Genomic DNA, 26729 nt, shown 5'->3' with positions numbered 1-26729 from the left:
TTTTTACTCCATTTTCGAGATGTGATGATTCAGAACTGCAACGACAGACCGCAGCACCATGGCCTCTGCCAGCCTATGCAGCGCGATGATCGACCCGCCGAGCGCAGGATGCGTGGCCAGCGCGGGTTCCTCGACAAAAAAGCTGGGCAGGCCGGTCAGCCCGGCCTCACCCACGAGGTTCCCAGCTACGGCTTTCGAGAGCCAGATGGTCTGTTCGTCGGGCGACATTTCCGGCGCGATGCCGAGCCGGTAAACATCCTCGCGCAGGGCCGCTGCGAGTTGATTGATCACCGGCTGATATGCGGGCGTGCCGCAGGCGATCCAGATCAGCTGCGGTTCCGCGTGATTGTGGTGATCGATCCATGCTATTGCATCGGGGTGGAGCGCGGGCAGACCTGTCAGGATTTGCGTTTCCAGCTCGGACTTCACCGAAGGACCGATATAGGTGTCTGCCGGTGGCGTCGGTGACCCGGCCTCACCCCAGCGGAAATTGGCGTTTCTGTTGACATCCACGCCATTATGGTTCGGTCTGGTTCCCAGATTCACCCCCGACGGCACCGCCGCTGGCACTATCACCAGCTGCGCGGCAAAGCGCAGACGGCGATAGTCAGGGTCATCCCTCCACGCCTTGCACAGGCGCGTGGCAAAAATCAGCGTGCCATGCTGCGCGGTGCGCTCCGAGCCATGCACCCCTGAGGTCACAATGATCTTCGGCAGCGCCGCATCCTGCGGATCGAGCTGGGAGCCGGGCGCAGGCGGCCCGACACGCGGGGCGCGCGGCGTGAAAACATATTGGTAGATATGATTGCCGATCCCATCCTGCCCCAGACTCGACCGCGTGACATAGGCCGGATACTCCGCGACCAGCGCGTCATAGCGCGCGTAGAGCGTGGCCAGATTGGTAAACCACACAGCACGCGGCTGTGTGTAAAGTGCATCCAGCGGGCCTCTCACAGCCAAATGCGCGCAATCCCGCCACAGGGCAGTGTCTCCCGGCACATCGGCCGGCATGTGACGCGGCAGATCCTGAAAGTCCGGGTCCTGCTGTGAGCCGCCGCCCAGATCGACCGGGCGCCCCTCATCATCCACCAGCAGGATATCGCCAGCAGGCAGCTCATCCCCCAGACGCTCAAAAACGGGTGACCAAGAAAATTCAGGATTTCCGAGGCCGTCAAAGCCAGCGATTCGCCGCTCATCCGCATCGACGAGGGTAAGGCCGGGCGGGCTGCCTTCACCGACACGATGAAACATGGACATCGAAGCAAATTCAGGATTGCCGAGGTCGTCAAACTCGGCAGCCGCGCTGCCGGACTCGTCGATGATTGCAAAACCATTCCGGCCATCTTCCAGACGAGCAAATTTCCGCCCGCCGACAACCCCGGACGCCGCCGCAGCAAGAGAGCGCTGTTCTGCGCTAACCACATCCGACTGCCGGGCCGGATTGAGCTGATCCCGCTGCCAGGACGCCCCCGACCAGAACCAAAGCCCCAGATTGGCCTCATTGCCGTCGGCATAGACATAGGCCCGCGCCCCGGATGCCGGGCTGGCGGGCAGATCGGCGCGCAGCGGATAGGCGGTGGCCCCGAGCGTCAGCGCGGCATGTTCGGCCGCCGCCCGGTCCTGCGCGGCCTGTTGAGCAGAGGTGAGTGCTGACGCGGCCTGTGTCGCAGCCGATCCCGCCTGCTCGGCCGCCAGCGCGACCTGCGCAGCACCAGCCTCAGTCGCCGCCTGCACCGCCTCATCAATAGTCCCGGTATCGCCGCCCTGTGCCAGCACAGTCCAGGCATCTGCCACCACGCCCGGCTCCTCGCCCTGCGTCGGGCGCAAAGCCCGCCAGCTGGTGCCGCGGTGCAGGACGGCCGTTCGTTCGGCAAAAAGGTGATCGGGATCCCATTCCGGGTGGTCGGGGTCAAAGTCGATCCCCGGCTTGCCCACGGTATAGTCGGCAAATTCGGCAGGGCTCAGCTCGGGCATCCCAAGGCTTTGGCGATAGGCATTGACCTCCTCGCGCGAGGATGCCCCCCGACGGCCGCCGCCATAGATCGTGTCAGTCACGGGTCACCTCCGGGATGATGGACAGGTAAAAGGTCTCGGTTGCGAAAACCTCGCCGCCCGGCTGGGCCGCCCGCACATCGCAGGTCAGTAGACCGAGCGGCCATTGCGCCGTGGCATCGGCAGTCGCGGAGATCTCCGCCCAACCTGGGGTGTCGTCCAGCAACCTGACGGCGAGGTCATCCGCAAAGGTCCGGCGCCGCACCGTGGCAGCCACAACGGCGCCGGACAGTCCGGCAGGGTCAGGGGTAAGCCTCAGCCGCCACCGGAAGGTGGTGCCGCGCTTGACAGTCATCGTTGGCATGCGCAGTCCATAAAAAAGCCCGCAAGAGGCGGGGTGTGGGTCGGTCAGGATTTCAGGGGTCGATCAGGGCCAGACGATTTCCGGCAGCGCGGCGATCAGTTCGGCGATGGTCGGCGGTACCGCGGGCGGATCAGCCCAGAGCGCATAGACCTGCGCCCAGACGGTGTCGCGCCATGCCACAAAGGCGGCTGCCTCCGCCGCCCAGACGGCATTCGTGCTGCTGACATAGGACGCGAGGGAGGTGCCGTCGCTGTAGAGCCGGGACCGTGCCGCGGCGTCGATATGGGATTGCACCGCTCGCCGGTAATCTTCGACCGTGGGCGGCGAAGGCAGCACTGGCGGCTCATCCGGGATCTGGACCACTGACTGCGCGCCGGTGCGAGTGTTGATGACGATCATATCCATCACAGGGCCTCCCCGATGTAGCGCAGCAGGACGCGGGCAACTGGCCCGCCAGCACCGGTCGTCACAGCCCGGAATCGGATGCTGTCCACATCCTCAATGCCAAATGAAAACGCCCCAATGGCCAGCGTGGACCCGACAGATGTTCCGGCTGCCAGGTCAACCTGCACCGTGCCTGATATCCGGCCATTTTCTCCCCCGATGAGCTCCAGTGATAGCCAGCTGGACCATGACGTGCCGCCGTCATTGGACACCGACAGTTGCAGGGCCAAGCTGGCACTTTCCGTCGTGGTACTTGCAAAGCAATCCACCAGCAGAACGGCCTGCGGGTCCAGATCGACGAAAGCCACGGGCGTCGGGCTGCCCGCGCCCGTGGGCAGATCGGCACGGCCAGCGTAAGTTGCGAGGCTGCGCGGCTGGTTGCGGGGGGCGCCACCGGCACCTTGGGCCTGTGCGACGACATTCCGAAACCAGCGCTCGAAGTGCCCGGACGTTGCAGGGGCCCCAACCTCGTATTCGTCCTCGGTCCAGTCACCCCAGTCAGTCGGTGGAAATGGCATCAGATCGCCTCATAAGGTGGATCGCCGTTCGGCATTTTCTTGGTGATGGGGTCCGCGGCGAACATGCCCGGGTCGCGCTGCGCAGCGCTTGCCGTCAGATAGTCCGGGCTGTCGTTCGGGGTTGCATAGGCAAAACGGCCTGAGAACTGGTAGGATTGCGCGATGATCCTGATGCGCTCGCCCGGCTTTGGCTCGCTGCGGCTGATCACCTGATAAAGCGCGGTTTCCTCAAGGCCAGTTTCATCCTGAAGCCCGGATGTGGTCAGCTCGATCACATCCGTCAGCCGGATCGCAGAGAAGGTATCCGCATCCAGTTCCAGTTCCGCCCGCCTCGGCGTCGTGACGAACCGGCGCAGCAGGCGCTTGGCTGCCACCCGCACGATGCTGTCAGCCCCGGTTTCCAGCCAAGGGCAGAGGTAGCTCTTGATCGCCCCAGAACCGTAGCGCCACGCCTCCAGCGCGGACGGATCGCCCGCGGCCCATGTGCGGGAATAGTTGTCGGAGCTGGTCGCCGACCCGGTCGGGGTTTTCTGGACCGTCCAGAACAGTACCGTCGAGGCCCGCTGCTTGTCGTCCTCGGTGATCGACACGTCCAGAATGCTGTTTCGGTCGCTGATTTTCCAGACCACATCCCCGTCAACCGGCCGGTTGGCTTTGAGCCGGATTTCCTGATCCGCGCTTTCCCACCAGTGGCTGAGACCAAGGGGGACGATGGTGGAAATCAGCGTCTTTACCCCGGTCGGCTCGGTAATGTCGCGTGTCAGTCGTGTCCCGGACAGCCATCGATCAACCTCCGCCTCCCAATCTGCCAGCGGCAGGAAAGCAGCATCAATGCCAGCCTCCCCCAGTAGATCGGCCACCACATCATCAACGCGGGCACTGACGTAGCTTTTGACCCGCTGAAAGGTGTCAAGCGCCCGGTGGCCGGTGGCGCTGGTGCGGTTCACCCCGCGCGCGGTCAGGGTGAAAACATCACCGCTGCGCGTGTAGTCAACCAGCTCTGACCCGATCCGCGCCCGGCCGGATGCCTCATATTCCAGATCGCCGATGCCCGCCGGGGTCAGGGTCAGCGCGGTTTCGTCGGCCGTGATATCTGCCGCCAGCTTGCCGTTCGATGCCTTCGGCACCCGGGTCCGCTTGTCGTCCGCCAGATCAAGCACGTCGCTGCCGCTGATCGTGACCTTGCCGCTTTCGTCGGGCCCGGAGATGTTGGTGATGATGTAGTGCCGGGTTGATACATCGACCGGCGCACCGCCTTCCAGATAGCCGAATTTCACCCGCAGAGGGCGCCCGGCATAGTATGGCCAGCGCTTCTTCAGCTTCCCGAAGTGCGTCCCGCGCGAGAAAGGGTCATAGCCGACACCATCGGCCTGGGCCGCACCGCTGACCCGCTCTGCCTGGTAGGGGTCCATCAGCCGTTCATGGTCCGGGAAGTCGGTCAGCGTCACCGATACGGTTGCCCGCCGCCCGAAGGCAGAAAGATCACTGTCTGACCCGGCAATGTTCACCGTGGCCGAAAACTCGCTCGGCTGGCCCTGCATGACCGGGAACCACGTCGCGCCCTTGGGCGTGCTGGAGCGGGGCTGGCAATAGCGCAGGGTGCGGAAGGTCTTCTGGTGCTGGAATGCCTGCTTCGCCCGGCAGGTATCATAGAGCCGGTAGCACTTGCGCTCGACTTCGCCGCCAAGGCTGGCCGGGCAGGCCCCTACCCCAAAATCCAGCGCGCAGCCGTCAACGTCTATCTCGACCCAGACGAAGGGTTCACGAGACATAGGCGCTCACCTGCATGGACATATCGGCCCACATTGCGCCCGGGCCGAAGCTGGCAGACAGCGTGTTTCCGGCGCGCCAGCAGTAATGGCCGTCCTCGGGCAGCATATCCGGGCAGCTCATCCAGACAAACGGCCGCCCGGCGTTGTAATGGGCAATGAAGGGCACAGCTTCGGTCTGCACCCACTCGCGCTCTTGCGCGGCCAGAGCAATGGGTGTCCCTGCCCCCATCTGCTTGACGTAGGCACCGACATATTGGCCGCGGATCGTGATCGACGGCGAAAGCTCCACATCAAGCGCCAGATTGAGGGGCTCATAGCCCGCCTGCGTTCCGCCCGGGATCAGCAGCCGCGGGCCGATCATTACAATCCCGATCGAGGCCACGGCGCCGATCACGCGGATGCGCCACTGTGCCGCCGAGACCGCACCGAAGATCATCACGATGTCGCGGTCATCGGGCGGAGTAACCGACTGCGCTGTGACCCAGATACCGCCGGTAAAGTGCTGCACCTCGACCGTCGCCCCCGCGCTGCCCAAGGTGTGGGCGATGATCGCCGCGCAGTCGCAGGTGACGGGCGCGCCGAGGGTCACAGAGAGCGTGGCGGGCACCGCGGACGGTGTCCAGGAGTCATAGGTCTGCGGGCCAAGCGCATTCGCGGCATAGCCGTCCGCGGTTTCGCTGGACCATGCCAGCGTGCCCTCGGACAGCACGTTGCGATACAGGACGGATGCCCGCTCCGTGTCTGTTGCGGTCGGGTCAATGTGGATCATACCGGCACCCAAACAATCCCGCGGTTTCCTGCCTCGGCCTGAATGGCATCAAACCACCTCTGCACGGCTTCTCCGGTATAGAGCTGGGATGAGTCGAAGGCGTCGGCGCTCACGCGGAGCGGGGGTTCAGGGGATGAGGCAGTCCCGCCCCCCGCTGCCCCGCCGCCGGTGGAACTGCCGCCACGGCCTCCGCCGCCAAGCCCCTGCGCTACCCCTGCGGCCGCAATCAGCGCCATCTGAACCTTGCCATAGGCCGCGATCTTTGCCGCAGCTGGCGGACCTGCAATCGGACCAAGCTCCGCAATTGCCCGCATGGATGCAGCCGCAGTGTTTTGGGCGGTCTCTGCCAGACGCAGTGCGGTGTTGATCCCGATCTGAGCTATGGCTGCGGCGCGGCTTTCCCCGGCGAACATGCCAAGCAGGCCAGCGAGTTCAGAATACATGCCTCGCTGCGCGGAAAGCTCCATTTGCCGGGCGCTGTCATTGATCTCCCACAGCCGCTGCTTGTGCTCGGCCTCCAGCCGCTCGATGGCGCCATGCCGGCCGCCAAGGGCTTCAAGTTCGAGTTCGGTGTAGCTATTGATGAGCTTCAGCTTATCGTCATACCAGGTCTTGAGCGCCTCGGTCTCTGTCTGCAACTCGGCAATCAGTCCCTCCAGCGCCGTCTTGCGTTCGTTGCCCCCGCCGCCCCCGCGAACACGGGGCGGCGCGGAACTGCCACGAGGATTCATGGGCAGCAGTTCGGAACTCGTGAAGCCGTTCAACCAATCCGAGCTGCCCGAGGTCATGCCGAGCGGTATTACGATGCTGGATGCAATATCACTGGCAGACTGGAGCGCGCCGGCCATTCGCAGGATTTCGCCAGCTGCTGTAGCCGCCTCATTCGCGACCCGCATCATTTCTGGCGGGATCTTTGCGCCCTCGGCGCGAGACTTTGCCAATTGCTCGTTAAAGTCGATGATTGCCATCGCCATCGCGTGCGGACCATCCGTCGTCGCCATAGCATCCACAGTGCGCAGCAATGCCTGTGCTTGCGGTAACGTCATGCCGAATTCGTCTTTGAGTCCCTCGATGCCGAGTTTTGAAATCTCAGATGCGCTGGCAATCCGTTCGAAATCGGGGGCCGCCGACGATATTTCGCGCGACCATACCTGTAGCCCCCTCGTGGCGGTGTCTACTTGGGCTTGAATACTTGAAAAGCCGTCAGAAATGGTGGCCTGCGCCGCTACCACAGTGTCAATCAGATCGAACTCGCGCAGTCTGGCCTGCGCCTCGTAAAGACGCTCCGCCGCCTCTGCCTGCGACCCGAAATCCGCGATCAGTTGCAGCCTGGATTGCTGCGCGTTCTCAATAGCGGTCTGGTAGTCGGATGCCGCCGTCGCCAGGTTGCCCAGCGTTTCGACCAGTTCGTCAGCCTTCCCAGAGGCATCGCCTGCCGACATGGCCCACTGCACCAGCGCGGCGCCACCTGCGATAATCCCGATGGTTGCAAGATTGATCGGATTCAGCATCATCATGAACGACGATCCGATGATGCTGCCGATGTTCTTCAGGTTGCCGCCCATCGTGGCCCAGACCTGATTGAGCTGCATACCTTGCTGCATCGCCAACATCATGGGCGACTGCCCTGACACCGCCATCAGCACGATATCGTTCGCCTGTGCGAAGACATTGGCGGTGTGCATCGTCTTTCCGGACAGGTCCACCTGCGCCTGCCCCTGCGTCATCGCGGCCTTTTCAGCCAGCAGCGCAGCGTTGGCGGCGTCCCGGTGTGCCGCAGCAAGATCGCGCGCGGCCTGCGCGGCCTTGATGTCAGCCGCAGAGGCGGTGCCGCTCGATTTCGCCGCAGACAGCGCGGCTTGCGCCCGTGCAGCCTGCGCACGTGCTTCAGCTGCCGCAGCAACGGTGGACATTTGCAGGCCGTTCGCCAGCTTCACCGTGTCGGCAGCAGCCTTGGATGCCGCGGCAGCAGCCTTCCCTTCCGCCGCAGCTGCTTTGTCTGCACCCTTGGCCAGTCCTTCGGCGGCGGCCTGAGCCTGCTTCGCGGCATCCCGAACCTTTTCCAGCACCGGGATTGCGACTTGCAGCCCCTTGCTGTCAGCCGTCAGGCCAAGGGCGGGTCCAACTTCAACTGCCATTGGGCTTCTTTCCTAACTTGCGGAAGGCGGCGCGGCGCCGGTCCTTGTCTGTCGGGGCGTCAGGCGGTTGCGGAAGGCCATGCTTTTCCTCGCCGTCCTTGGCTGGGACTATCGCATCGAGGAATGCTGCATCCATGGCGCGAATGCAGGTTCGGAAGGCCTCTACCTCATCCTCGGGCCAGCCCGCGGTGTGACGCGCAATGCTGGCGGCGGGAATGGGTCCGGGTCCGTGGTCGGTGATCTGCCGATCAGTCGATAGCTCGTGGAAAGAGTCCAGCCATTCGCCGCCTCCGGCCGGAACCGGCGGTGGGAAATAGTGCTTCGGGATTGGCTGCTTTCTGGCCGTCAGGACCGGGATCATCGCCCCCACCGCCGCGCCGTGCAGGGCGATCCACCTGACCACGGCGCTTAGTTTCCCGCGAGGGTTTCCGTCTTGGCAGCAATGCGGCTGGCAACGATGGATGAGGCGTAGTCTGTGCCCTTGCGGAACTTCTCACCGATCCCATGAGGATCATCTGCGGTCAGCAGGGCCTTGGCCTGATCCGCCGTGAACTCGGCGTCCTTGCCGCCAGACTTGACGCCTTTCCAGCCCAGTAGCAGGTGCTCAGCCATCATGCCGCCCGTGATCTTCCAGAACACATCCAGCCCGTCATCGGTCATCGTGTCCGGCGCGGCCTCACGCAGGGCACGGTCACGGGCGCGGGTGTATGGCTTGAAGTTGGCGCTGCGCACCAGCAGCTCCACACCCGGAAGCGCGGGAATGTCCTTGACCCACTGCCCTTCGGTGAGGTCGACCTTGTCGTTGATGCCTGCGATATCCATAGCTGTCCCTCGGTTCTGGTTCATGGCGGGGCCAGCCGGTGAACCACGCCAGCTGGCCCCTTATCCGTCGCCCATGATGGCGGGCGGCGAATGCTCAGACGCTCACCGCCTGCGCGATGGGCTGAATGTTCATCGGCTTGGTCTGCACGTCGGAGGCCGCGCCACCAGCCTTCCCGGAAGGCATCGGAAGCCCGAAGAACAGGTCCGTCTCACCGATGGGCTGCGCCGTCGCGGTGTGGACGCCGGACTGCGTGCCGGAGGTGACGATTGCAGTCCCGCCCGGGGTGGCTGCGATCTGGAACGAGTTGGTCGCCAAGCCGCTGGACAGGACGTAGTAAGTCGTCCCCGCGACAATTCCCGTGGGAAGCGCGCCCGTGGTCGCGAAGGTAACCGCCGTGCCAGCAGTGAGACCGTGCCCGTTCCAGGTGATCACGCCCGGCGATGCGATGGTCATCGTCACGACCGACGAGCTTTCGCAATCCGTGCTCCATTCGACCTTGAAAGCATACGGGTTGCAGGTGGCTGCGGCGGTGGTGAATGCGATCTGCCCGGCGTCGGCCTTGTCCGGCAGAACCGCGTTTTCCATCATCGGGAACGACTTCACGGTCTTCCGATACTGCGTGATGGCCTGATTGATCACCTCTTGGGTGGCCATGCCTTGCTCGACGCTGACACCGGCCAGAGCGGTAAGCGGGCCGATCTCGGTCCAGATCTGACCCGAAAAGTCGGCAACCGTGACCTTGCTCTTATAGGCCACCTGGCCGCCGATGAAGAGCTTGGACCCGGCAATGACATTGATCGACATTGCATTTCTCCATGCGAAAAGGCCCGCTGGTTGCGGGCAAAAACCGGCCGGGCCGGGATTGCTTCAGGCGAAGGACCGCCACGGGATGTTGACCGGCGTGCGCCAATACCCGCCATCTAGATAGCCATCCACGATGTGGGGGCGACTGCTGACCCGCACCGTTACGCCGCGGTACGGCAGGCAGAGGTCTTCAGGGAACCACGCGGCAATCTGGCCTGCGGTCTCCAGGTATTTCTCATACGGCCATCCAGCGACGGCGGCATGGACGATGGTCAGCACCCCTACCCGATCATGAGCCGCGCGCCTGAGCGCCAACCTTCTCGGGGCCGCGGAGACATTGGTCACGGTCAAAAACGGTGACACCAAGCGGGTATCCGGGTCGGTAGGCGGCCGAAACACCATCCCCGGCCAAGCAACAGGGAGTGGCGGCGAAAGGTCCAGCGCCTCGACGCGACGCTTCAACGCCATCCAGATCAGCGTTTCGGTTGATGGCATGGCATTCCATCCTCATATTATCATGGCTGCCAGTTGCGGCCGTGGATTCTCTGCCAGCCAAAAGGACCTTGAATGCGCCTCACCCTTGCAGCCTTCGCATTGGCCGGACTTTCCGCCTGCGTTGACCCTCTCGCAATCGACCCGACCACAGGCATTGAGCTGATGAAGGGCATGGGGAGCGCTTCCGTATCCGCTGATGGCTCCCGCTCGTTCCGCTATGTTCTGCCGCCGCAAGCTGGGACCGACAAGGCCCACCATCAGGCAATGATCGCCCAATGGGCTGCCAGCGCAGATGGTTGCCCCAAAGGCTACACCATCGCGAAGGTTGAGGTGGTCCAAGGTGCCACCGTTTACTCCGGCCCGTGCCGATAACCACCTTGCCCCGCACCCTCACCAACGCCGACATCCGCGAAATCGGGCGCAAGCTGGATGAGATGATCCGCGATCCCGAGACCGGCCAGCCCTACCACGCCGAGACCACCGAGGGCGGAACCGCAATCGGGGTCTTCGTGAAGCTGTCGCTGATGACCCGCCTTTTCATGGCTGGAGGGATGCAGGCCAAGCTGCCGGAAGACCTTCCACGAGATGACGCGGATCCGCCTAAGCGCTTCTCGCCATGACCTTGTTGCGGATTTCCTCTGCCGCAAGCGCAACGATGGTCGGCCAGACGCTGGCGGCGTATTCCACAAATCCGGCGCCCGGTTCTGACCATGTGGAACCGTCCTTGCGGGTTCCGACAAAGCCATAATTTCGGCGGCGGGCATACACGGCCTGAAAGCCTAGGCTGATGGACTGGCCCATCAGCACGGAAGCGACCACCACCCCCACATCTGACCCGGCGTATTTCTGATCCGGCGCACCTTGGCTTGGCATAGCCCCCACGGCAGCAAGCAGACTACGCATCAAATTTCCGGTCAAATGCGGCAAGCGGCCCCCGTTGGCGCGGGTCGTGGTCAGTTCGTCGGCCAGCAGTTCGACGGCGCGCCTGAACACGGCCAGCAGGCGCGCCTCACTCTCCCTCGTCCAGTCGTCCACCCAATCCGCGAAGGTCTGCGCCATCCGGCTTCTCCTTCAGCCCGATCATCTCGGCCGCGCCCAGAACGACATGCCCGAGGGCTTCTGCGATCTTCCACTCAAGGAAGGCATCGCGGGCAGCCTTCTGCCGGGCTTCGCAGGCTTCACACATCAGGTCAGCCCCCATGAGTGATCCAGCCGGAACGTCGTGTCGCAGGAACAGTTGGCGCACTCAGATGCGCCACCGGCCGGGTCCAGCGCGTGCTGCATCCGCGCGCCATTGGCGAGGATAAATGCCACCTCCAGGCCTTGCACCTGCATGCCATTGGCTTGGATATGCCACCACCGCGGCTCCCGAACGCCGCCGCCGTGCCGCCATGCTTTCGTTACTGCGTCGAGGGGGTATCCCAGCTTCTCGCAGGCCTGCCGCCACTCTTCCTTCCTTGCCGACATGACCGCCTGACCGGTTTCTGTGCGGGCGATGGTCTCGGCGCGCAGGGCCAGCAGCTGGTCTGAGTAACGCTGTACAAGCTTGTCTATGTCCGCCTTGGCCAACCTCTCTCCCGCGATGGCGCGATGGATCAGGCGGTCATACCGCCGGTCCCGTCTGCTCATCTCCAGCACCTTGCGCAGCTCAGCGGCATCGCCGCTTTCAAGCCGGGCACGCATCGCGAGGACATATTCAGTTTGAGGCCCTGAGAGGCCCAACACGCCGCCCTGACGCCGCCCGCCGACCATCCTGCCACCCAGATCGAGCGCAATGCTGTTTGGGTGCCGTCCAGCCTGATAGCCGGCCAGAATGGCAGACCGCGAAGCCTCGATAGCCTCTTCTGCCAGTCGCGTGATGCGCTGGCCCACGTTCAGCGCGATCCACGCTTCAGCCCGCGGGTTCGACATGTCGAAACGGAACGTCACGGTGCTGCCCGGCGGACCGTTAACGGTGGTAGCCGCCAGCATTCCGCCCTGCGAATAGGCCGCGGTGACGGCTTGGCGATACAGCTCGAAGGCTGCGGGTTCGATATTCAGCGCAGCGATGGCCGCTGGCGTGTCTTGCCGGGAAAGGGCATCTCGAAGGGCACCCCAGTCAATCCCTGCCCGGATCTCATCCCATGCCATCATAATGGCGCGTCGGATTTCCGGATCCAGCTTTGCGATTAAAGCCCGAAACAGGCGCGTCTGCTCGTTCGGCCTCGTCATCACCCCCTCGCGATGATTTCGATGGCTGCGGGCGTTCCGGCGGCAGGAATGCCGCGGGTCCGGATCACCTGAAGCGGTCGGCCATCAATCCGCACTGCCAGCACGGCGCCGGGGTGCATCAGGTCTGGCGCCATGTCCTCACCCATTCGCCATTCCATCGCTGGTACGGCGGCCGTAATCCGAAGGTCGGACTGGAGGATCATCTGGCCATCTGCGTACTTCTCTGCCCCCGTGACGGCGGCGCGCAGGGTTTCCAGGATCACGTCTGGCCGGTCTGCAATCCATGGGTCAGAAGCATTCTGGGTGCCTGGAATGGTCCGGATCAGCTCAACGACGCCTTGCCCCAACCCGCCCTCGGCCTCGGGGGCTAGGAGGTTCTGCACCATGTTGGCCAAGCCAGAATACAGACCCATGACTCAGCCTCCCACGGTCCAAATGCCCAGACCATGGGTCGAGGAAACAGGGCAGAGCCACCCCGCCAAGGCACCGTCAATGAGCGGATCAACCCGGAACCCCGGCGCAGCATTTCCCTGAACCGCGCCCTTGCCTGCCTCGAAAAACTCCTGCTCGATCTCGCCAGCCTTCTCCCGCTTGGTGAGCCGCGACGGGTCAAGGCCACTCGTGGCCCACCCCGGGGTGACAGCGGTCAGATAGGCGGCGCGGAAGCTGGCATCCACCCATGGCGGCGGAACCAGATCTTCCGGCACCACCTGCCGGTCTACCGTGTGTCCCGTGCGAGGCCACGCCCGCTCCTGGGCAAACCCGCCCGCCCTATGGCTGCACGACAGACGATACTCATAGGCGCCATCGACATAGGTACTGCCGATCTGGCGCAAGACGGCAGGTGCCGGAGCCGAGGCGGGCAGCGTCAGACCATGCGCAGCAAGCCATGCCGCAAAGTCGTCATCGCTGCCATAACCAGCCATTGCTCAGGCCTTCCCCTTGGCTGTCTTGATCGCCGCAAGCAGATCTTCATCCGAGGTGTCGTCACCGAAGGTGATCGACAGAGCCGCTGCCTGCTTTTCCAGCCCAATCCGCTTGTTCGATTTCGCCGGATTCGTGACCGCCTTTGCGTCTGCGGCGGCCTTGGCTTTGACGATGCGCACCTTGCTCGCCCAGCCATCCGGAACCGCGGCAACCTCAAGCTCCGTGCCAATGGGGTACTCACCGTTGGCGCCATAGATGCCACCGGAGATGATCTCAATCTTCTGCTTCATGGCTCACTCCATGGGCTATTGGCCGGGCCACAACAGCCCGGCCGGTGCGAAGGGTCAGGCCGTCACGGAATAGAAGACGCCGGACTTGCCGTTATAGTCGGCCCGGATCTCCACACCCATCGCGCCCATGACGAGGAAGTTGTAGTCATCGACCGGGTTCACCCGGACCGCCGCCGTCGTGTTGACCGCCATCCCCACCAGCGGGCGGATGTAGTTGGCGTTCGGAACGAAGCCGAAGAAGGCGTTGCCGGTCAGCTTGTAGGTAACCGCGATCTTGGCGATACGGCGGTTGCGCTGGACGAATTCCCAGATCGTGCCCGGCTTGAACCCTTCGGCCGTCGACATCTGACGGTCAAAGTTCCGGCCGATTTCAGGCGAGACATAGAGATTGACCGGCTGCGTGATCAGGTTGGCGTCCAGCATCGCGCCGAACGCGCCCGACAGGAAGGCATCGATGTCGTCAGCATCCGCCGTCGTCAGGTCGATGTTGGCCCCGCCAGCGCCGATGTTGATCGACTTGGACAGGGGGTGATTGCGGATGCCATAACCCACGGTCCCGTTGAAAACGATGTTGGCGTCACCATTCAGGGCATAGTCCGCCATGTCCTCACGGATCGCGGCGGTATGGGCCTCCTGATCGTCGGACAGCGCGTCGAAGTTCTCACTCATGAGCGAGTTCCATTCACGCCAGCTGCGCCCGTAGCCGGTGTTGAAGATCGGGACCAGGGTGTTGCGATAGTCGTACTCGACCTTGCCCAGCACCTCTGGCACCTGACCGCTGACCGAACGGCGAACGGTGCCGGCGTCGGAGGCAACCCGGGTCCCTGCGACGATCTTGCCGATGTGGATCGGACGGGCCAGCGCCATCAGGTCGGCCATGTAGGCCTGCCCTTCGTCATCGCGCATGACGCGACGGGTGATGGTGTCCATCTCCAGCCACGCATCGCGCGGCAGTACTGCCGAGGAGTTTGCCAGAACCGTGGAACCGAGAGCCGCAGCCATGGCCTGCCGGTGATTTGCGATCAGCGCATCTTCAGCAAGGTGAAAGGACTGGCGCTGCATGCCAACCTCACCCCACCACGCAGCATGCGGGCGGGAGTTGGCCACCAGTTGGGTATCGAAATAGCGCATCTGGATGGCCTCCTTACGATGCGGCCGACAGGTAGCTGGCCGATGCCGCCGGGCGGACTCGGATCAGCTGCGAACTGCCGGTGTTGTTGTTGTAGATCTCGTCGGCATAGGCGACGATGAGATCCGAGGTCGATGCGATGGCCAGCGTGCCGTTTGCTCCCGGGGTCAACGCCGTACCGACGGCGGTGATGTTCACGCCGTTCGCGATGCGGGCCGCATAGTGCGTGTCGTCCTGCATTTCGAGACCGAGCACGGTATCGCCGCGCACCACGGGCGGGCCAGCAGCATAGGCGGCATAGGCTGCATCCACGCCCTTCAGGGCGAGATAGTTCTCCTGTGCCAGCCAGACCTTGCCGATGGTGGTCGCCCCGGCATTCACGAAACGTCCCGACGAAAGCACGATCAGCGTGCCGGGCAGGATCGCGGCGCCCGCTTCGGCTTCGCGCACCTGCGGGTCATTCTTCCGGGCCGGGCCCAGATGGATTCGGGAATAGCGTCCCATCATTTCGACTCCGCGGGGGGCAGCTTGAAGCCGCCGGTTTCGGTCTTGTCGCCCAGACCGTTGTGGATCCCGGCGGCCTTGCCGGGTTGCGCCTGCTTGGCCAGATCGCGGGCGGCGTTCAGGGTCAGCTCGCCAGCGACGGCTTCGCTCATGATGTTCGCCTTGATGATCTTGCTCCGCAGATCGGCGAGTTCGGCCTCATCCTTCGCCTTCTGGGCGTTGGTCATGGCCTCGTTCGCTTCAACCAGCGGCTTGACCGCATCCTTGACCGCATTGGCGATGGTTTCGCCGATGCCTTTCACACCATCCGAGAGGGTCTTCACCTCGTCGGAAAGTGCCTTGAACTGCTCGTCGGTGACGGGCATGGCAGTCTCCTGTTTGTTGAGAGAGGTTTCCCGCTCGGTTCCCCGGATCACGTCCAGGATGGCGGTCTTGATGCGTTCAAGCATGGGCACCCGTGCCAGCTTTTCCGCCGCGCGAGCGGCATAGTCTGCCGCCCAGTCGAGTTCACGCTCAGCATCATCCAGAGCCGAGTTGATGACCTCGATTTCCTTGCCATCGGCGCCGATGGCCTTGTTGACCAGCATTCCGACGCCCTGCGCCGGGGTCGCGGCCCCGTCCTCGCCGATCAAAATTGCATCGTGGTCAAACACGAGCTCCGACGCCTCGAAATCGGCGTCAGCATCGTTCTCCAGCGGCTTCATCAGCGCATAAAGCCCGGTCGACGTGTGGATCGGCTCACCCTTGGAAATCGCCTCCAGCACCGACTTTCCGCCGGTGAGCTGGGTCGCGAATTCGACATCGATGACTTTGTCGATCAGCACCCGGCCGTTTTCCCGCCGGACGTTCTCGTTCCAAGCACCGACGAAACCACGCACCATTCCGCGCGGGTCGGAGGCGGAGATGAACTGTCCCTCAATGCTGGGATGTCCAAGGGGTGCCGGGGTGCCTTCCAGTGACCCGAACCCCTTTTCGATGGCCGCGGCGGGATAACGCACGCGGTTCATCACCACATCATCCGGCAGCGTCGCGCTTGGCACGACAATTACGTCACGCCCCGCTCGGCGCTCCCTGCGGATTTTCGACGTGTTGACGGCGGTACGGATGTTGATCCGGGCCTGCTTACTCATCGGTCTGATCCTCATCTTCCGGCAGCAGATCGTCCTCACCGTCATCATCGCCCGTGACGGACATAGCGTCGTAGCCAGCCGCCTCCCGGATTTCGTCCGGGGTGAAGGCGGGCTCGTCTCCGGGCTGCGTCTGCGCATTGATCGCGCTCAGGTCTTTGGCCCGCTGCATCTTTTCGCCCGCGGTTGCCTCGGTCAGGTCTGCCCAGTCGATGTGCCAGTCTCTCTCCGGCAGGACACCAACACGCTCCAGCCGGTTGACCAGTTCGCGCATGAGCGGCAGGCACCGGTTCACCCGGCGCGAGTTGCAGGTTTGATTCCACTCGTTGGCGTCTTCAGTGCTGGCCCGCTCCCCTGTCTGACTGCCGAGCAAGATTTTCGCCGGGATCAGGATCGAGGCTGCGAAGCATTGCACCGGACCGGCGAAGAAGTGCTCCGGGCTGGGAAGCGTGATCTGCAACGGCTTTGCGGTCATGCCGCCCAGCATCAGGCCCTTGTCGAACCCTGCCTGGAAGCTCTCCAGCTGGTTGTTGATCTCGTCCAGCACCTCGCTGACCGACACGCCCATATTCTTGGCCACGTCACCAGGGGTGAGCCCCTCCGCAGCCTCGATCACCGGCGCGCCCCGGCTGGTCTTCCAGAAGCCCTCTGCCCCGCCGCCTTTGACCTTTTCGGCGTCCAGCAGGTCGTTGTATCCCGCCTCCAGCGCTGATCGGCAATTGACCGATCCGTCATCCGACCAGATCAAAACCCGATCCGGATGCACCATGAATTGTCGAGGATTCGTGCTCTCGTTCCCGAGGGCGGACTCGCTGAACCGAAACATCTTCGGCTGTCCGTATTCCTCGCCGTGGGGGTCATTGTGCCATTCCGCAACCGTCAGCTGGCTTTCCCATGCCGGGATAAGGCCAGCGAGGCCTTTCAGCCCGCCACCCACGCGGGCGACCGGCTGGTCAAAGGATCGGCTGTCGCGAAACCTCAGGATCACGCCGGCGTACTTGCCAACCATCGACCTCTTGTCGGCTTCGGCCAGCATCTGCCAGACCCGCAGATCATCGAAACACTGCCGGATCTCGCTCTCCAGCGCGCTCTCCGATGGCTCTTCGCTTTCCCAAAGATTCGGCGCGTCTTGCCATGTCTTGGCGATGGTCTTGTCAACACCCGACGCAGCGAGGCCATTGCGCGTATACATGCGGAAAAGCTGTTCGAATGTCAGTGTGTCGGGCCAGCCGAAGTCCTTGTAATGGTCGTGCTTGGTCGAGGTCGCAAAGAAGCCCGGGAACATGCGGTCGAGGCGCCGGGTCACATTGGCGATCATGTTCATCGGGAATTCCTTGTCAGCATCCAGGCTTGCGGCTTCGCCTCTACCAGCGCATTGAACGCCCGGCTGGTGCTGTCCGCGTCATCGTCGTGCGCTGCCTCGGGGAAGCCCTCCAGCGCGGAAAACCAGCCCTCGTTCCACGCCCCCCGCAAAACCTTCACATTCCCGGCTTCGGCCTGCGCCGAGAACGGCGAGAACCGCGTGGGCTTGTCGCCCGTCTCCGGCGAGAAACGGACGTTGAACCCGTTCAGGTGCTTGGCGAGGCTTTCCTTCTGGTCCTTGCCCGCCTGCCCCGGGTCCTGCGGCAGGCTGATCAGGGTGTCGCGTCCGTCCTGCGTCGCCGTGTTCCGGATCAGCGTCCGGACCCCGTTCGGCGACAGCCAGTCCTTCACGTGATCGCCGACCACAAAGCTGCCGTCCGGCGCCTGCCCGATCTTCGTCCCGCTGGTGCCGTCCGGGTCCGGGTTCGCGTCCGTCTTCGGCGTGGCAGCAAGGTCCCACCCCCGGGTCCACCGGACACCCGCCGGCACGGTGTCGATCACCTCGCACCATTGCCGCTTGAACAGCAGCCCGGCGGCGGGCCTGATCTTCCAGTTGCCCCCCAGCAGACGCTCCCGCTCAACCGAGGACAGGGCCATCAGGTTGGCCATATAGCCGGGGTCCGCGGCCATCAGGGCCTTGTTGTCGGTCAGCTTTGCCGGGATGAACGTCACCGATTTCGGCGGCACGGGCACCCGGTTGCCGCCCTCGTCCAGCATCGTGTGCCCGGCCAGATCCTGCGGCCGGTCGGCCCAATGGATCGCATCGCCGATCCGGACGAAGTAGCGCAGCACCCCTGCCCGCTCGTTGATCGGCAATCCCGTGTCTTGGTCGATCCACCACGCGATGAACCGCGCCACCCAGCTGTCCGCATCCGGGTTGCAGGTCGCGCGCACATAGGGCCGGACGCCGCACATCGAACGGTTGCGGCTGAGCATGTAGAAGAACTGCTTCTCGCTGAAATGCGTCAGTTCATCGAACAGCAGGAGGGCGATCTGCGAGCCCTGCCAGTTGGCGACGGTCTTCTCGTGCTCCAGATGCGCCATCGACAGCGACGCGCCGGAAGGGAACTTCCATTCCAGCGTGACCTCTTTTGGCGCCGCCCCAAGGAGCGGATAAAGCTTGACGCTCTCGTCCCAAAGACCGCCCTCGTTGCGGATCTGCACCGTCGTCCGGCGGAAGAACACCGCGCCGAAGTCCGCATTGCCAGCGTGGCGCAGCGGCTCCATCAGCAGCGCCCAGGTCTTCCCTCCGCCAGCCCCGCCCCCGTAGATCGCGATATCTGCCGGGCTGGCGAGGAACGCGGTCTGCGGCCCCTCCTGCGGCCTGATCGTGTTACCCGCGCCCATTGTCCGGCAGGGCGAAGATCGTGACCTGCTGGGCGGGCAGCGGGTTCTCCGGATCGTTCCCAAGCTGCTTCTTGTCGATCAGCCCCAGTTCGCGTGCAATGATGCCCGGGTTCAGCAGATCAGCCGATGCACCTTCGAACTTCTGCGTCCAGATCACCGCCTCAGCCTTTGCAATGGCCTCTACGAGATCGGGCCGGTAACGGGCATGCCCCTCGGTGCGCCACCCGCGCCAGCACTCATCCGAGATGTCGAGGAACAGGCACAGGCCCGTGATCGTCATGGCCCGCATCTTGGCAACCGGCTCATGCGTGGCGCTACCCTGAAAGGTCACCAGCTGGTCGGCGTAGAGCGGGTTGTCATGCGCCCATTCGAAGTATTCGAGGCAGGCGGCATAGAGCTCGTCGCCATTCGCAAACTTGGGGGCCGGGCCGAACGAGCTGCGCTGTGCCCAGAACTTGTTGCCAGGCGCGAATTGGCCGGTGATGGGGTCACGCTCACTCATGTCACAGATCCTTGTCCCGCCTCCCCCGAATTCCACCCTATAAAATGAGCGCCTGAGCACCCCGGCCAGCGGATGGTTGACGCCGGGCACCCCGCTGTCCTCGGGCTGTCCGGCGCATTGGGGAGATTGCCAGCGGGCGGGAGGGCGCCGGGCGAAAGGTGCTGGCCGGAAGATGGAGTGAAATGCAAAAACGCCCGCAGGTTTCCCCCGGGCGCCATTCGATCCGATGATGCCAAAATGGCAAATTCTGGACTCACCGTCAAGCACCTTCAGCGCCGCGGGAATTTTTTGCCCCTCATCCCCCACACGACATTGCGCAGCGTTTCGATGAGTCCAGCCGGATCGGTGCAGATCACGTCATCCCAGACAACCCTCTTGGTCATGCCGGCGGCGAACTTGTCGCCCTCCCCCAGCCACCTTTCCAGATCCGAGAGCGCAGCCGTCGCCTGACGCTGCTTGGTGGCGGGATCGCGCTCGTCCGGTGCGGGCGTGCTGGCGTCGGCGTGCAGCACCTCGGATGGCGCGAGGAGGCGCAGGCAGACGGCATGGCGGCGCGGCGCACCAATCGCGGCGTCAAACACCGTGACGACCTTCCGCATGTGGGTGATGGCGGCCCAAAGCTCCTGGCGCTCGTGTTCGGCGATCATCGCATCCCCGATCACCCGCCCGGCATAGCACCCCCACCACGGCGCGCGTTGGTCGCGCAGGTTGGCATTCGTGATCGGCTTGCCCATGTGTCTGCACCTCGTCTTGAGCGTTTCGGTTGCCGGGTCTCGGTGTTCGCGCGGCCGATAGGCCCGGCCGGACTTTTCCCGAGGCGGGATCTTGGCAAGGGCAAACTGGTCAGCACCGGCCTTGCCATTGTCCCGCTTTCTTTTTCGCTTGCTGCTCATTCGTCCTCCTGCCCAATCGCATGTCCGAGCCCATACCGGCCCCTGGTCATCCGTTCCGCCACAGCCGCCTGATCCGCGGCAACGGTGGCGCCAAGCCCCTCGCGCGGAAGGATACCAACACCAGCGGATTGCGGGATGCTGTCCAGCTCGCGCTGGCTGTGCGGGGCGGACAGGGCGTCGTGGTCAAAGCGGGTCATGCTGCGCCCTTCGCTGCTTTGGGCTTTGCGGCCAGCGCCGCCTGCACAAGAGGGTTCGAGGCGCGGGATGCCCGCAGCGCCTGCCACTCCGGCCCGTCAGGATCGGCCGTTTCCGTCCAGTGGCGAAAATCCGTTTCGGTCTGGCGTTGCTCGGCTTCCGCAAAGCTGCCGGCCATCGGTGCTTGCCGCATGGCCTCGATGCGCTGTGGCGTAAAACCGGCACGGGCGCAGATCTCCGCGGCGGCCTCCGGCGTCACCCTGCAAAACGCGGCCTGGGCGCGCTCTTCTTCCTGCCGCTCATGATCGCGGCGACGTCGTGCCAGCTCGTCTCCGATCGGCTTGATCTCGCGCTCAGCCAGAATGACGATTTCGCCCGGCGATGGGCGGCGCGTCATCGACTTCTCCCATTGGTCAAAGCCGCGGTGCACAGCCCACATCGGCAGATGCCGAAGGGCCCGGACGAAACTTTCTCGAACGCCGGCCTTCGTCTCAGGGTCGAGGTCGGGATCGTAATAGCTGGCCAGACAGACATTCGCGCGCTTCAGGATCTCACCCTCATCCCCGCCTTGCGAACGGATCGCGGCTTGCAGTGTCGAGGTGGATTGTTCCCGCAGAGAGGCCGTCGGCAACGGCGTTGATGGTCTGATCGAAGGAACGGCGTTCGGAGTGTCGGTCATGATGCGGTCCATTCTGGTGGGGGCGGATGGTGATCTGGTCTGGAGTCAACGGCGGGGCGGACTTCGCAGCGGCAAAGGCCTGCATGTGGCGGGTCAGGATTTTCGGGCCCTGCGCCGGGGCACCGAACTGGATCGAGTTCTGCCGGGCCACCTCGCAAATCTCAGCCTCGGTCAGGCCAAGATCGGTGCGCCAACGGGCAACGATCAGAGGGGCATCGGCCCCCATCCAGTATCTCGGGATGGTCTGGCCCCGGTCGAACCCGAGGGCATGGAGGATCGTCCAGATGAGGTCCTCGGATTGGTCGGCCTCGCGTGCGTGTGTGCGCCCGTCCGCCGCCTCCGTGACGGTTCCTATGGTGGTTCCTGACGGTTCGGGTGCATCTGGTGCGGGGTTTGGGCGAACGTCGTGCGGGGTTTGGGGTGAATCTGATGCGGGGGTGCATTTCGTGCGGGGTGCATCTGGTGCGGGGTTTGGGGCCTCAAAAGGCGCACCACATGCGGGGTTTGCGCTGACAAAATAGAGGTTCGCGTTGCCCTTCCCGCCGCCCGCGACGACCCGGATATACCCCTGCTCGACCAGCTTTCGGGTGTTGATCTGGACCGCTCTTTCGCTCAGGCCGGTGCGCTGGCTCAGGCGCTGGATCGAGGGGTAGCAGCGCCCTTCATCATCGGCATGGTCCGCCAGCGCGAGCATGATCAGCCGCTCGGTGGGGCCGAGGGTGGTGCTCTCGAAAATGGCGGACATGAGACGGATGCTCACAACAGCACCGCCTCATAGTCCGCGGCCCGCTCCAGCCGCTTGCGGCACGGCGGGATCCACGCGAAGCGGGTGTCGTGCTCTCCGGGCGTCCAGACGATCCAGCAGTAGGCCGTGGCGGTACTGCCGGTCGCCGACAGCCTGCCCTTGTGCATGACCACGCGCTCAGTGAACTGCAGCACGAACCGCGGCGGATGCGGCTGGAAGAGCCGCCGGTGACGACCGACGCCCTCCAGAAAAGCGCTCCGCACGATGACCGCGACGCCGTGCCGGCTGGTGCGCAGAGCCCTTTGGATAAACTGCTCCGCCAGCCTGAAAGGCGGGTTGGTAATCGTCCAATCGACAGGATCGGGATCCGGGCCAAACAGATAATCCGCCTGCGGGAATCCTGCCCCGTAATCGAAGATGTCGGCCGCCTCGACTGAAGTGAATACCTCGCGCAGCGGGCGGACCATATGGCCCCGGTTTGCCGCGGGCTCCCGGCATGTCGCAAAGCCATGCAAGGACGCCCAGAACGGCAGATCGAGGCATTCCAGCAGCGCGCGGGTGGCCCAAGGCGGTGTCGGGAAATCGTCGAGGCTGTCGTGCGGCTCGGAGCGCTGCTGCATGACGGCGCTCGAAATGTTCTGTGTCATGTGCCACCTCCTGGCTGCCCATCGTGCCAGATGGACGCCATAGGCGCGGAGGCGCAGGGAGGCGCAGGAAGAGCGATGCTCACGCCGCCCTCCAATGCTCAGCCACGGCCGCCCGCTCCAGCGCAGCGGTCTGGGCCATGCGATGCGCAAGGATGGCCTCTTCGGCATCCCGGGGCCGCACCGGCGCCGGGGTTCGGATCGGACGCATGCCAATGCTGTTCTTGCGAAGCGTGTGCCGAACGGTTGCTATGGTGCAGCCCATGCGGCGCGCAATCTGGTTCGCAGACAGGCCGATCCCGAACAGTTCGAGGATTTCCGCCTCGGAATGCACGCGCTGCCACGGGCGCACGTCGGGCCGGGGCGGCAATCCGCGCGCAGCTGCACGCTGGCTGACTGCGGCAATACCGATGCCCAGGCGGCGCCCGATCTCAGCCTTGGAGATCGTCATATCCTCCCAGAGCCGCCGAAATTCGGCGTTGGAGATTTGCTTTCCGCGATGCGCGCCGCTCATACCAGCGCCTCCACCTGCACCACGACAGCACCACCCCTGACCGGATCAGCGAAGGTCTCGGGCCAAGCGCAGCGGAAGTGCTTGTCATCGCATCCCATGGCATCGGCGATGCCGTCGATCAGCGCCTTGCAGCGGCCCGGGACGTTGTGCGGATCACCGGCGCGCCGCGGCGGATGGAAGGTGAAGACGAGGCGCGCTGTTGGGCACCGAGGGATGCGCGCTGCCCGTGCCAAGAGAAAGGCATCGTTGCGATACCGCTTCGTGGCCCTGACCTTGCCCCAACGTCCGCCTTTGGCGTGCGGCGTCAGGGCAGCTGGCGGCCATGGGAAGGTGATGGTGGTCATGTCTCACCGCCCCAGACGAAGGTCTGCGACGGCTCGTCCGCGAACAGACCATCGCCCACCGGCACGAGGTCCGGCACCAGCTTTGCGAAGGTGGCCGAGGTCAGCCCCCCCCCGGCGCCGATCAGATGAAACCGGCGGATATCGCCTGCCTTCGACGGATCAGGGTTCGTGACCATGATCCGGTCGCCGGATTTCAGCGCGGCGACTGCGCTTGCGTAGGAGAAGCGCGCCATGTCACGCCATCCCGAGCGCGGACTTGTACATCTCCAGCACCGCCTCTTCCTCGGCGATATCGTCGGGCTTCTGCTTGCGCAGGGCCACGATCTTCTTCATCACCTTGGTGTCGTAGCCACGGCCTTTGGCCTCGGCCATCAGCTCTTTCTGCTGTTCGGCGATGTCTTTCTTTTCCGATTCCAGTTGCTCGAACCGTTCGATGAACTGCAGCAGCTCATCCGCCGCGATCCCGTAGCTGTCGCTCGAATCCTTCATGCCGGAGCCTCCTGAAAACTGCCGCTGGTCGCCGCGGCCGCGTCGTCATGTCGAAAGCGATTGCGTGGTCACGCGCCGAAGCTCGGCCTCAATCAAAGAGACTTGCCTGTGCCCCTTCCGGGCGTGGCGCAGATCCGCGATCAGCAGCTCGCGCCGGATGAGCAGCTGGAGCCGCATATGTGCGCCGATGCCATTCCTCGGCTTCGACCCGGTGCTCGCCGCAGTAGCTGACGGTCCCGCGGTCTGGGTGCCGATAGGGTGGCCCCAGTGCCTCGGCGCAGGGCTGGCCGCAGCGGCCGCATTTCCTGGGTCGGGCATGGGTCACGCTGCCTCCCCATAGGGCGCGCAGGCGAACGTCACCGTGAGCCCCGGGTTGGCGGCCGTCAGATCGGCCACCAGCAGGCGCCCGGTGACGGCGCAGAACTCCGGCCCGTTCATCAGCCCCGCGACGATCTGCACCTGCGGCTGGTCGGGATAGGCCATCGTCAGGGTCAGCACGACCGGCGGATCGGCGAATGCGGGCAACGCCGCAAGGGCTGCGGCACAAAGGACGGCACCGATGATGCAGAGGCGGGTCATGCAAACCCTCCCCCATCCATCACGCCGGTCTCGATCTCCTGCACCCACCCGCCGACGCGCCGGACGCGGGGCCCGGCACTGCGGTTGCGGATCAGGGGCTGTCGGGGCCGGGTTTCCTCGCGCGGATCGGGCGGGACGTGGTCCGGCTCCCACGGCTCACGCGGCAGGCTGACCAGATCGGGGGCGCCCTGTGCGCCGGGGGTGTGGACGATGGCGGTGCGGCGGTCGGCCCGGTTCACTCCTGCCTCCCTTGGGCGCTAGCAAAGGAGGGATCGACCGACACCGTCTTGCGGCACGAATCCTTGCCCTTGCCGACTTCCATGGTCAGGCTGAAACCTCGGTCAGTTTGGTCAGCCAGACGGGCTGCATCCTGAATGAGGCTTGCGAAGGGGGTAACGGTCTTGCTGTCCATTTCAGACATTCTGAAAGTCCTTGATCAGGTGCCGGTCTGGAAAACGCTCAAAGCCCTCCCTGCGCGGATCGAGGCGCTGGAGAGACGCATTGCAGATCTTGAAGGGGCGAATGCCGATCCCAAGCCGCTTCCCGGTCAGCCTTGCCCTGCCTGTGGGCAGCACGCGCTTCGGAGAACCTCGCGGGTCCAGACACCGGGATGGGAGGGTATGGGTGTGCACGATGAGGTCTGGACCTGCGGAAGCTGCGGTCAGACCGAAGAACGAAGCCACGTTCGGTAGGGTCATGAGCGATCCCCTTGATTTGATGGGATCGCGTGGTCATGTGCAGGGGGATGATCCCACGATTGCACAGGAACGGCGCCGAAAGTGGCGCGCTCGATCTTCACGGCAAGCTCTCGGCCGGGAGATTTATCTCCGCTGACGAGCTCGCTCATATACCCCTTGGATATGCCGAGCGCGCCAGCCAAAGCGGCCTGCCTGATGCCGGTTTTGTCGATGTAGGAACGAAGCTGGGTCATGCCGCAGAAGTTGGCACAGAGCGAACATTTGTGCAAGCAGAAGTTCGCTCTGTGCGATTAGGCAATGTTCGCAAAAGGTGGCACCATGCGAACATGGGACTTCGGATCAGATACCTCCGGAAGAAGCGCGGCATCACCGGCGAGCAGCTCGGTGAGATGGTTGGCGTATCGAAGGGCTATATCTCTGAACTTGAAACCGGGAAGAAGACCCCGGGCGCTGGCTTGGTGCTCCGGTTGGCCGACGCTCTCAAGGTCGAGGTTTTTGAGCTTTACGAGGGCACGCTGACGGAACAAAAAGCGGCAGCTTTGCACGCACACATGGAAGTTATGTCGCAGCTGGAGGACGCTGATCGGCTTGCGATCCAGAAAGCCGCCCTTGGCTTGCTCGCCAAGCAGTCCTGATCTGGCGCAAGACATCCTCCTGCTGTTCTTGGGTCAGCCGCTTCATTACTTCCAAGAATAGCTGATCATCCATCCTCTTCCCCCATCACTGTCACCGCTGGCAGGCGGCTGTCTCAATTCTTAGGCAGGGGCTTCGAGGCGCGGGGCCGAGCTTCCGATCAGTGCCTGGCAGCTCACATTTACCACGAACGAAACGTGAACACTAGCCGCATAGGTTGAGGCGACGGGGCGCGGCGGTCCGAAGCCTCGGACGGTGGGCCAGATGTTGTGGTGAATCGGGATGCGCTGGCCAGAGCGGGGTGCGCGCGGTGGTTGCAGAATCGCGGTCAGGTGGGGAACAATCTGGCATGAGCGCCCCGCCCCACATCACCACTGAAGCCGCCCTCGATGCCGCGGCCCGCATGATCGCGGAGCTGGTGCAGGGGTTGGTCAAGACGCCCGAGGGGCGGGAAGAGGTGGTGTTGGAGATGATCGCGCAGCTGTCCCGGTCGAAAGCGAAGGATGAGGCCGAGGTGGAGATCCTGCGGCGCGTGGTGGAGAGGATGAGGGTGCAGGGATGACGATGGGGCTTAGTTTCGTTCGGGACGATCTGATCGTTAGGAAGCAGATCGTGCGAGATACCGGATGGAAAGCTGAAGACTTACCCCCTCGATACAGCGCCTACCCCAACACTCGACCCGCCGCCGCGAGGTGGGAGTGGCGATGCTTTGTCCTCTCTTGTGAGGACGGAAGAAAGTTCAGGCTCCTGATCGAAGCCTCTCCAGCCTACGGGAGGTGGAAAGCGTTTCTTATCAAG

At 64.0% G+C, this 26729-nt stretch carries 41 protein-coding genes; 4 read left to right on the top strand and 37 right to left on the bottom strand.

The features are described 5' to 3' along the window. Positions 1-3 precede the first annotated feature (3 nt). The 11 genes from ACO2Q5_RS09100 to ACO2Q5_RS09050 form a co-directional block, all read right to left on the bottom strand. Entirely contained in the window at positions 4-1974 is a 1971-nt protein-coding gene (locus tag ACO2Q5_RS09100) for a M14 family zinc carboxypeptidase (protein WP_423290140.1), read from the bottom strand. 73 nt (positions 1975-2047) lie between these two features. Then, complete coding sequence (locus tag ACO2Q5_RS09095) at positions 2048-2356, bottom strand: hypothetical protein (protein ID WP_423290138.1); 309 nt, start codon at positions 2354-2356, stop codon at positions 2048-2050. A gap of 63 nt (positions 2357-2419) precedes the next feature. Further along, positions 2420-2761: a hypothetical protein gene (locus ACO2Q5_RS09090; RefSeq protein ID WP_423290136.1), complete on the bottom strand. Its 342-nt coding sequence runs from the start codon at positions 2759-2761 to the stop codon at positions 2420-2422. Beyond that, on the bottom strand, positions 2761-3318 hold the full coding sequence (locus tag ACO2Q5_RS09085) for a hypothetical protein (protein ID WP_423290134.1): 558 nt from the start codon (positions 3316-3318) through the stop codon (positions 2761-2763). Before ACO2Q5_RS09085 ends, ACO2Q5_RS09090 begins: the two co-directional genes overlap by 1 nt. After that, positions 3318-5090, bottom strand: a complete 1773-nt coding sequence (locus tag ACO2Q5_RS09080; RefSeq protein ID WP_423290132.1) for a hypothetical protein — start codon at positions 5088-5090, stop codon at positions 3318-3320. Before ACO2Q5_RS09080 ends, ACO2Q5_RS09085 begins: the two co-directional genes overlap by 1 nt. Beyond that, entirely contained in the window at positions 5080-5859 is a 780-nt protein-coding gene (locus ACO2Q5_RS09075; RefSeq protein ID WP_423290130.1) for a hypothetical protein, read from the bottom strand. Before ACO2Q5_RS09075 ends, ACO2Q5_RS09080 begins: the two co-directional genes overlap by 11 nt. Next, positions 5856-7997, bottom strand: a complete 2142-nt coding sequence (locus ACO2Q5_RS09070; RefSeq protein WP_423290128.1) for a phage tail length tape measure family protein — start codon at positions 7995-7997, stop codon at positions 5856-5858. The genes ACO2Q5_RS09075 and ACO2Q5_RS09070 overlap by 4 nt, the downstream gene beginning before the upstream one ends. Next, the gene (locus ACO2Q5_RS09065; protein WP_423290126.1) at positions 7987-8358 is read right to left on the bottom strand and encodes a phage tail assembly chaperone; all 372 of its coding nucleotides are present in this window, start codon (positions 8356-8358) and stop codon (positions 7987-7989) included. The genes ACO2Q5_RS09070 and ACO2Q5_RS09065 overlap by 11 nt, the downstream gene beginning before the upstream one ends. 47 nt (positions 8359-8405) lie before the next feature. Further along, complete coding sequence (locus ACO2Q5_RS09060; RefSeq protein ID WP_423290124.1) at positions 8406-8819, bottom strand: hypothetical protein; 414 nt, start codon at positions 8817-8819, stop codon at positions 8406-8408. 94 nt (positions 8820-8913) lie between these two features. Continuing rightward, the gene (locus tag ACO2Q5_RS09055; RefSeq protein ID WP_423290122.1) at positions 8914-9624 is read right to left on the bottom strand and encodes a hypothetical protein; all 711 of its coding nucleotides are present in this window, start codon (positions 9622-9624) and stop codon (positions 8914-8916) included. Positions 9625-9687: 63 nt separating this feature from the next. After that, complete coding sequence (locus ACO2Q5_RS09050) at positions 9688-10119, bottom strand: phage tail terminator-like protein (RefSeq protein WP_423290120.1); 432 nt, start codon at positions 10117-10119, stop codon at positions 9688-9690. A 72-nt stretch (positions 10120-10191) separates the two neighbouring features. Between ACO2Q5_RS09050 and ACO2Q5_RS09045 the strand changes: the two genes are divergently transcribed. Both ACO2Q5_RS09045 and ACO2Q5_RS09040 read left to right on the top strand, forming a co-directional pair. Next, positions 10192-10491 (top strand): hypothetical protein, encoded by a 300-nt coding sequence (locus ACO2Q5_RS09045; RefSeq protein WP_423290118.1) that lies wholly within the window; start codon positions 10192-10194, stop codon positions 10489-10491. Positions 10492-10496: 5 nt separating this feature from the next. Then, the gene (locus tag ACO2Q5_RS09040) at positions 10497-10739 is read left to right on the top strand and encodes a hypothetical protein (protein ID WP_423290116.1); all 243 of its coding nucleotides are present in this window, start codon (positions 10497-10499) and stop codon (positions 10737-10739) included. Here ACO2Q5_RS09040 and ACO2Q5_RS09035 read toward each other — a convergent pair. The 26 genes from ACO2Q5_RS09035 to ACO2Q5_RS08910 form a co-directional block, all read right to left on the bottom strand. After that, the gene (locus tag ACO2Q5_RS09035) at positions 10720-11178 is read right to left on the bottom strand and encodes a hypothetical protein (RefSeq protein ID WP_423290114.1); all 459 of its coding nucleotides are present in this window, start codon (positions 11176-11178) and stop codon (positions 10720-10722) included. The genes ACO2Q5_RS09040 and ACO2Q5_RS09035 overlap by 20 nt on opposite strands. Further along, positions 11129-11305, bottom strand: a complete 177-nt coding sequence (locus tag ACO2Q5_RS09030; protein ID WP_423290112.1) for a hypothetical protein — start codon at positions 11303-11305, stop codon at positions 11129-11131. The genes ACO2Q5_RS09035 and ACO2Q5_RS09030 overlap by 50 nt, the downstream gene beginning before the upstream one ends. Further along, the gene (locus tag ACO2Q5_RS09025) at positions 11305-12330 is read right to left on the bottom strand and encodes a hypothetical protein (RefSeq protein ID WP_423290110.1); all 1026 of its coding nucleotides are present in this window, start codon (positions 12328-12330) and stop codon (positions 11305-11307) included. The genes ACO2Q5_RS09030 and ACO2Q5_RS09025 overlap by 1 nt, the downstream gene beginning before the upstream one ends. Next, positions 12330-12743, bottom strand: coding sequence for a hypothetical protein (locus ACO2Q5_RS09020; protein WP_423290108.1), 414 nt, complete (start codon positions 12741-12743; stop codon positions 12330-12332). The genes ACO2Q5_RS09025 and ACO2Q5_RS09020 overlap by 1 nt, the downstream gene beginning before the upstream one ends. 3 nt (positions 12744-12746) lie before the next feature. Continuing rightward, positions 12747-13256, bottom strand: a complete 510-nt coding sequence (locus tag ACO2Q5_RS09015; protein ID WP_423290106.1) for a DnaT-like ssDNA-binding protein — start codon at positions 13254-13256, stop codon at positions 12747-12749. Positions 13257-13259: 3 nt separating this feature from the next. Further along, positions 13260-13547 (bottom strand): hypothetical protein, encoded by a 288-nt coding sequence (locus tag ACO2Q5_RS09010; RefSeq protein ID WP_423290104.1) that lies wholly within the window; start codon positions 13545-13547, stop codon positions 13260-13262. A gap of 54 nt (positions 13548-13601) precedes the next feature. Continuing rightward, on the bottom strand, positions 13602-14678 hold the full coding sequence (locus ACO2Q5_RS09005; protein ID WP_423290102.1) for a major capsid protein: 1077 nt from the start codon (positions 14676-14678) through the stop codon (positions 13602-13604). A gap of 13 nt (positions 14679-14691) precedes the next feature. Further along, complete coding sequence (locus ACO2Q5_RS09000; RefSeq protein ID WP_423290100.1) at positions 14692-15180, bottom strand: hypothetical protein; 489 nt, start codon at positions 15178-15180, stop codon at positions 14692-14694. Continuing rightward, a complete protein-coding gene (locus ACO2Q5_RS08995; RefSeq protein WP_423290098.1) occupies positions 15180-16310 on the bottom strand; it encodes a hypothetical protein in 1131 nt (376 codons plus the stop codon). The genes ACO2Q5_RS09000 and ACO2Q5_RS08995 overlap by 1 nt, the downstream gene beginning before the upstream one ends. Then, positions 16303-17631: an anti-CBASS protein Acb1 family protein gene (locus ACO2Q5_RS08990; RefSeq protein ID WP_423290096.1), complete on the bottom strand. Its 1329-nt coding sequence runs from the start codon at positions 17629-17631 to the stop codon at positions 16303-16305. The genes ACO2Q5_RS08995 and ACO2Q5_RS08990 overlap by 8 nt, the downstream gene beginning before the upstream one ends. Next, positions 17628-19016, bottom strand: a complete 1389-nt coding sequence (terL, locus tag ACO2Q5_RS08985) for a phage terminase large subunit (RefSeq protein ID WP_423290094.1) — start codon at positions 19014-19016, stop codon at positions 17628-17630. The genes ACO2Q5_RS08990 and terL overlap by 4 nt, the downstream gene beginning before the upstream one ends. Next, the gene (locus ACO2Q5_RS08980) at positions 19003-19518 is read right to left on the bottom strand and encodes a terminase small subunit (RefSeq protein ID WP_423290092.1); all 516 of its coding nucleotides are present in this window, start codon (positions 19516-19518) and stop codon (positions 19003-19005) included. The genes terL and ACO2Q5_RS08980 overlap by 14 nt, the downstream gene beginning before the upstream one ends. A 269-nt stretch (positions 19519-19787) precedes the next feature. Continuing rightward, positions 19788-20411: a hypothetical protein gene (locus ACO2Q5_RS08975; RefSeq protein ID WP_423290090.1), complete on the bottom strand. Its 624-nt coding sequence runs from the start codon at positions 20409-20411 to the stop codon at positions 19788-19790. Beyond that, entirely contained in the window at positions 20408-20608 is a 201-nt protein-coding gene (locus ACO2Q5_RS08970; RefSeq protein WP_423290088.1) for a hypothetical protein, read from the bottom strand. The genes ACO2Q5_RS08975 and ACO2Q5_RS08970 overlap by 4 nt, the downstream gene beginning before the upstream one ends. Beyond that, on the bottom strand, positions 20605-21003 hold the full coding sequence (locus tag ACO2Q5_RS08965) for a hypothetical protein (protein ID WP_423290086.1): 399 nt from the start codon (positions 21001-21003) through the stop codon (positions 20605-20607). The genes ACO2Q5_RS08970 and ACO2Q5_RS08965 overlap by 4 nt, the downstream gene beginning before the upstream one ends. Before the next feature lie 160 nt (positions 21004-21163). After that, positions 21164-22030 (bottom strand): helix-turn-helix domain-containing protein, encoded by an 867-nt coding sequence (locus ACO2Q5_RS08960; RefSeq protein WP_423290084.1) that lies wholly within the window; start codon positions 22028-22030, stop codon positions 21164-21166. A gap of 11 nt (positions 22031-22041) precedes the next feature. After that, on the bottom strand, positions 22042-22677 hold the full coding sequence (locus tag ACO2Q5_RS08955) for a hypothetical protein (protein ID WP_423290082.1): 636 nt from the start codon (positions 22675-22677) through the stop codon (positions 22042-22044). 79 nt (positions 22678-22756) lie between these two features. Further along, positions 22757-23188, bottom strand: coding sequence for a winged helix-turn-helix domain-containing protein (locus ACO2Q5_RS08950; protein WP_423290080.1), 432 nt, complete (start codon positions 23186-23188; stop codon positions 22757-22759). Then, positions 23185-23532, bottom strand: a complete 348-nt coding sequence (locus ACO2Q5_RS08945) for a hypothetical protein (RefSeq protein WP_423290078.1) — start codon at positions 23530-23532, stop codon at positions 23185-23187. The genes ACO2Q5_RS08950 and ACO2Q5_RS08945 overlap by 4 nt, the downstream gene beginning before the upstream one ends. Continuing rightward, complete coding sequence (locus tag ACO2Q5_RS08940; protein ID WP_423290076.1) at positions 23529-23765, bottom strand: hypothetical protein; 237 nt, start codon at positions 23763-23765, stop codon at positions 23529-23531. Before ACO2Q5_RS08940 ends, ACO2Q5_RS08945 begins: the two co-directional genes overlap by 4 nt. A gap of 1 nt (position 23766) precedes the next feature. Further along, positions 23767-24021, bottom strand: a complete 255-nt coding sequence (locus ACO2Q5_RS08935) for a DUF2312 domain-containing protein (RefSeq protein WP_423290074.1) — start codon at positions 24019-24021, stop codon at positions 23767-23769. Positions 24022-24342: 321 nt separating this feature from the next. Next, positions 24343-24600, bottom strand: a complete 258-nt coding sequence (locus ACO2Q5_RS08930; protein WP_423290073.1) for a hypothetical protein — start codon at positions 24598-24600, stop codon at positions 24343-24345. Next, positions 24597-24839: a hypothetical protein gene (locus ACO2Q5_RS08925; protein ID WP_423290071.1), complete on the bottom strand. Its 243-nt coding sequence runs from the start codon at positions 24837-24839 to the stop codon at positions 24597-24599. The genes ACO2Q5_RS08930 and ACO2Q5_RS08925 overlap by 4 nt, the downstream gene beginning before the upstream one ends. Beyond that, entirely contained in the window at positions 24836-25012 is a 177-nt protein-coding gene (locus tag ACO2Q5_RS08920; RefSeq protein WP_423290069.1) for a hypothetical protein, read from the bottom strand. The genes ACO2Q5_RS08925 and ACO2Q5_RS08920 overlap by 4 nt, the downstream gene beginning before the upstream one ends. A 1-nt stretch (position 25013) precedes the next feature. Further along, positions 25014-25298 (bottom strand): hypothetical protein, encoded by a 285-nt coding sequence (locus tag ACO2Q5_RS08915; RefSeq protein WP_423290067.1) that lies wholly within the window; start codon positions 25296-25298, stop codon positions 25014-25016. After that, positions 25295-25531, bottom strand: a complete 237-nt coding sequence (locus tag ACO2Q5_RS08910) for a helix-turn-helix domain-containing protein (RefSeq protein WP_423290065.1) — start codon at positions 25529-25531, stop codon at positions 25295-25297. Before ACO2Q5_RS08910 ends, ACO2Q5_RS08915 begins: the two co-directional genes overlap by 4 nt. A 93-nt stretch (positions 25532-25624) precedes the next feature. Between ACO2Q5_RS08910 and ACO2Q5_RS08905 the strand changes: the two genes are divergently transcribed. Together ACO2Q5_RS08905 and ACO2Q5_RS08900 are read left to right on the top strand one after the other, a co-directional pair. Further along, positions 25625-25933 carry a helix-turn-helix domain-containing protein gene (locus ACO2Q5_RS08905; protein ID WP_423290063.1) on the top strand — a complete coding sequence of 103 codons (309 nt, stop codon included), beginning with the start codon at positions 25625-25627 and terminating at the stop codon, positions 25931-25933. A gap of 347 nt (positions 25934-26280) precedes the next feature. Beyond that, entirely contained in the window at positions 26281-26493 is a 213-nt protein-coding gene (locus ACO2Q5_RS08900; protein ID WP_423290061.1) for a hypothetical protein, read from the top strand. The last annotated feature ends 236 nt before the right edge of the window (positions 26494-26729 follow it).

The organism is Neotabrizicola sp. VNH66 (assembly GCF_049445895.1).
Lineage (GTDB): Bacteria > Pseudomonadota > Alphaproteobacteria > Rhodobacterales > Rhodobacteraceae > Pseudogemmobacter.
This window is presented reverse-complemented; position numbering and strand designations above follow the sequence as displayed.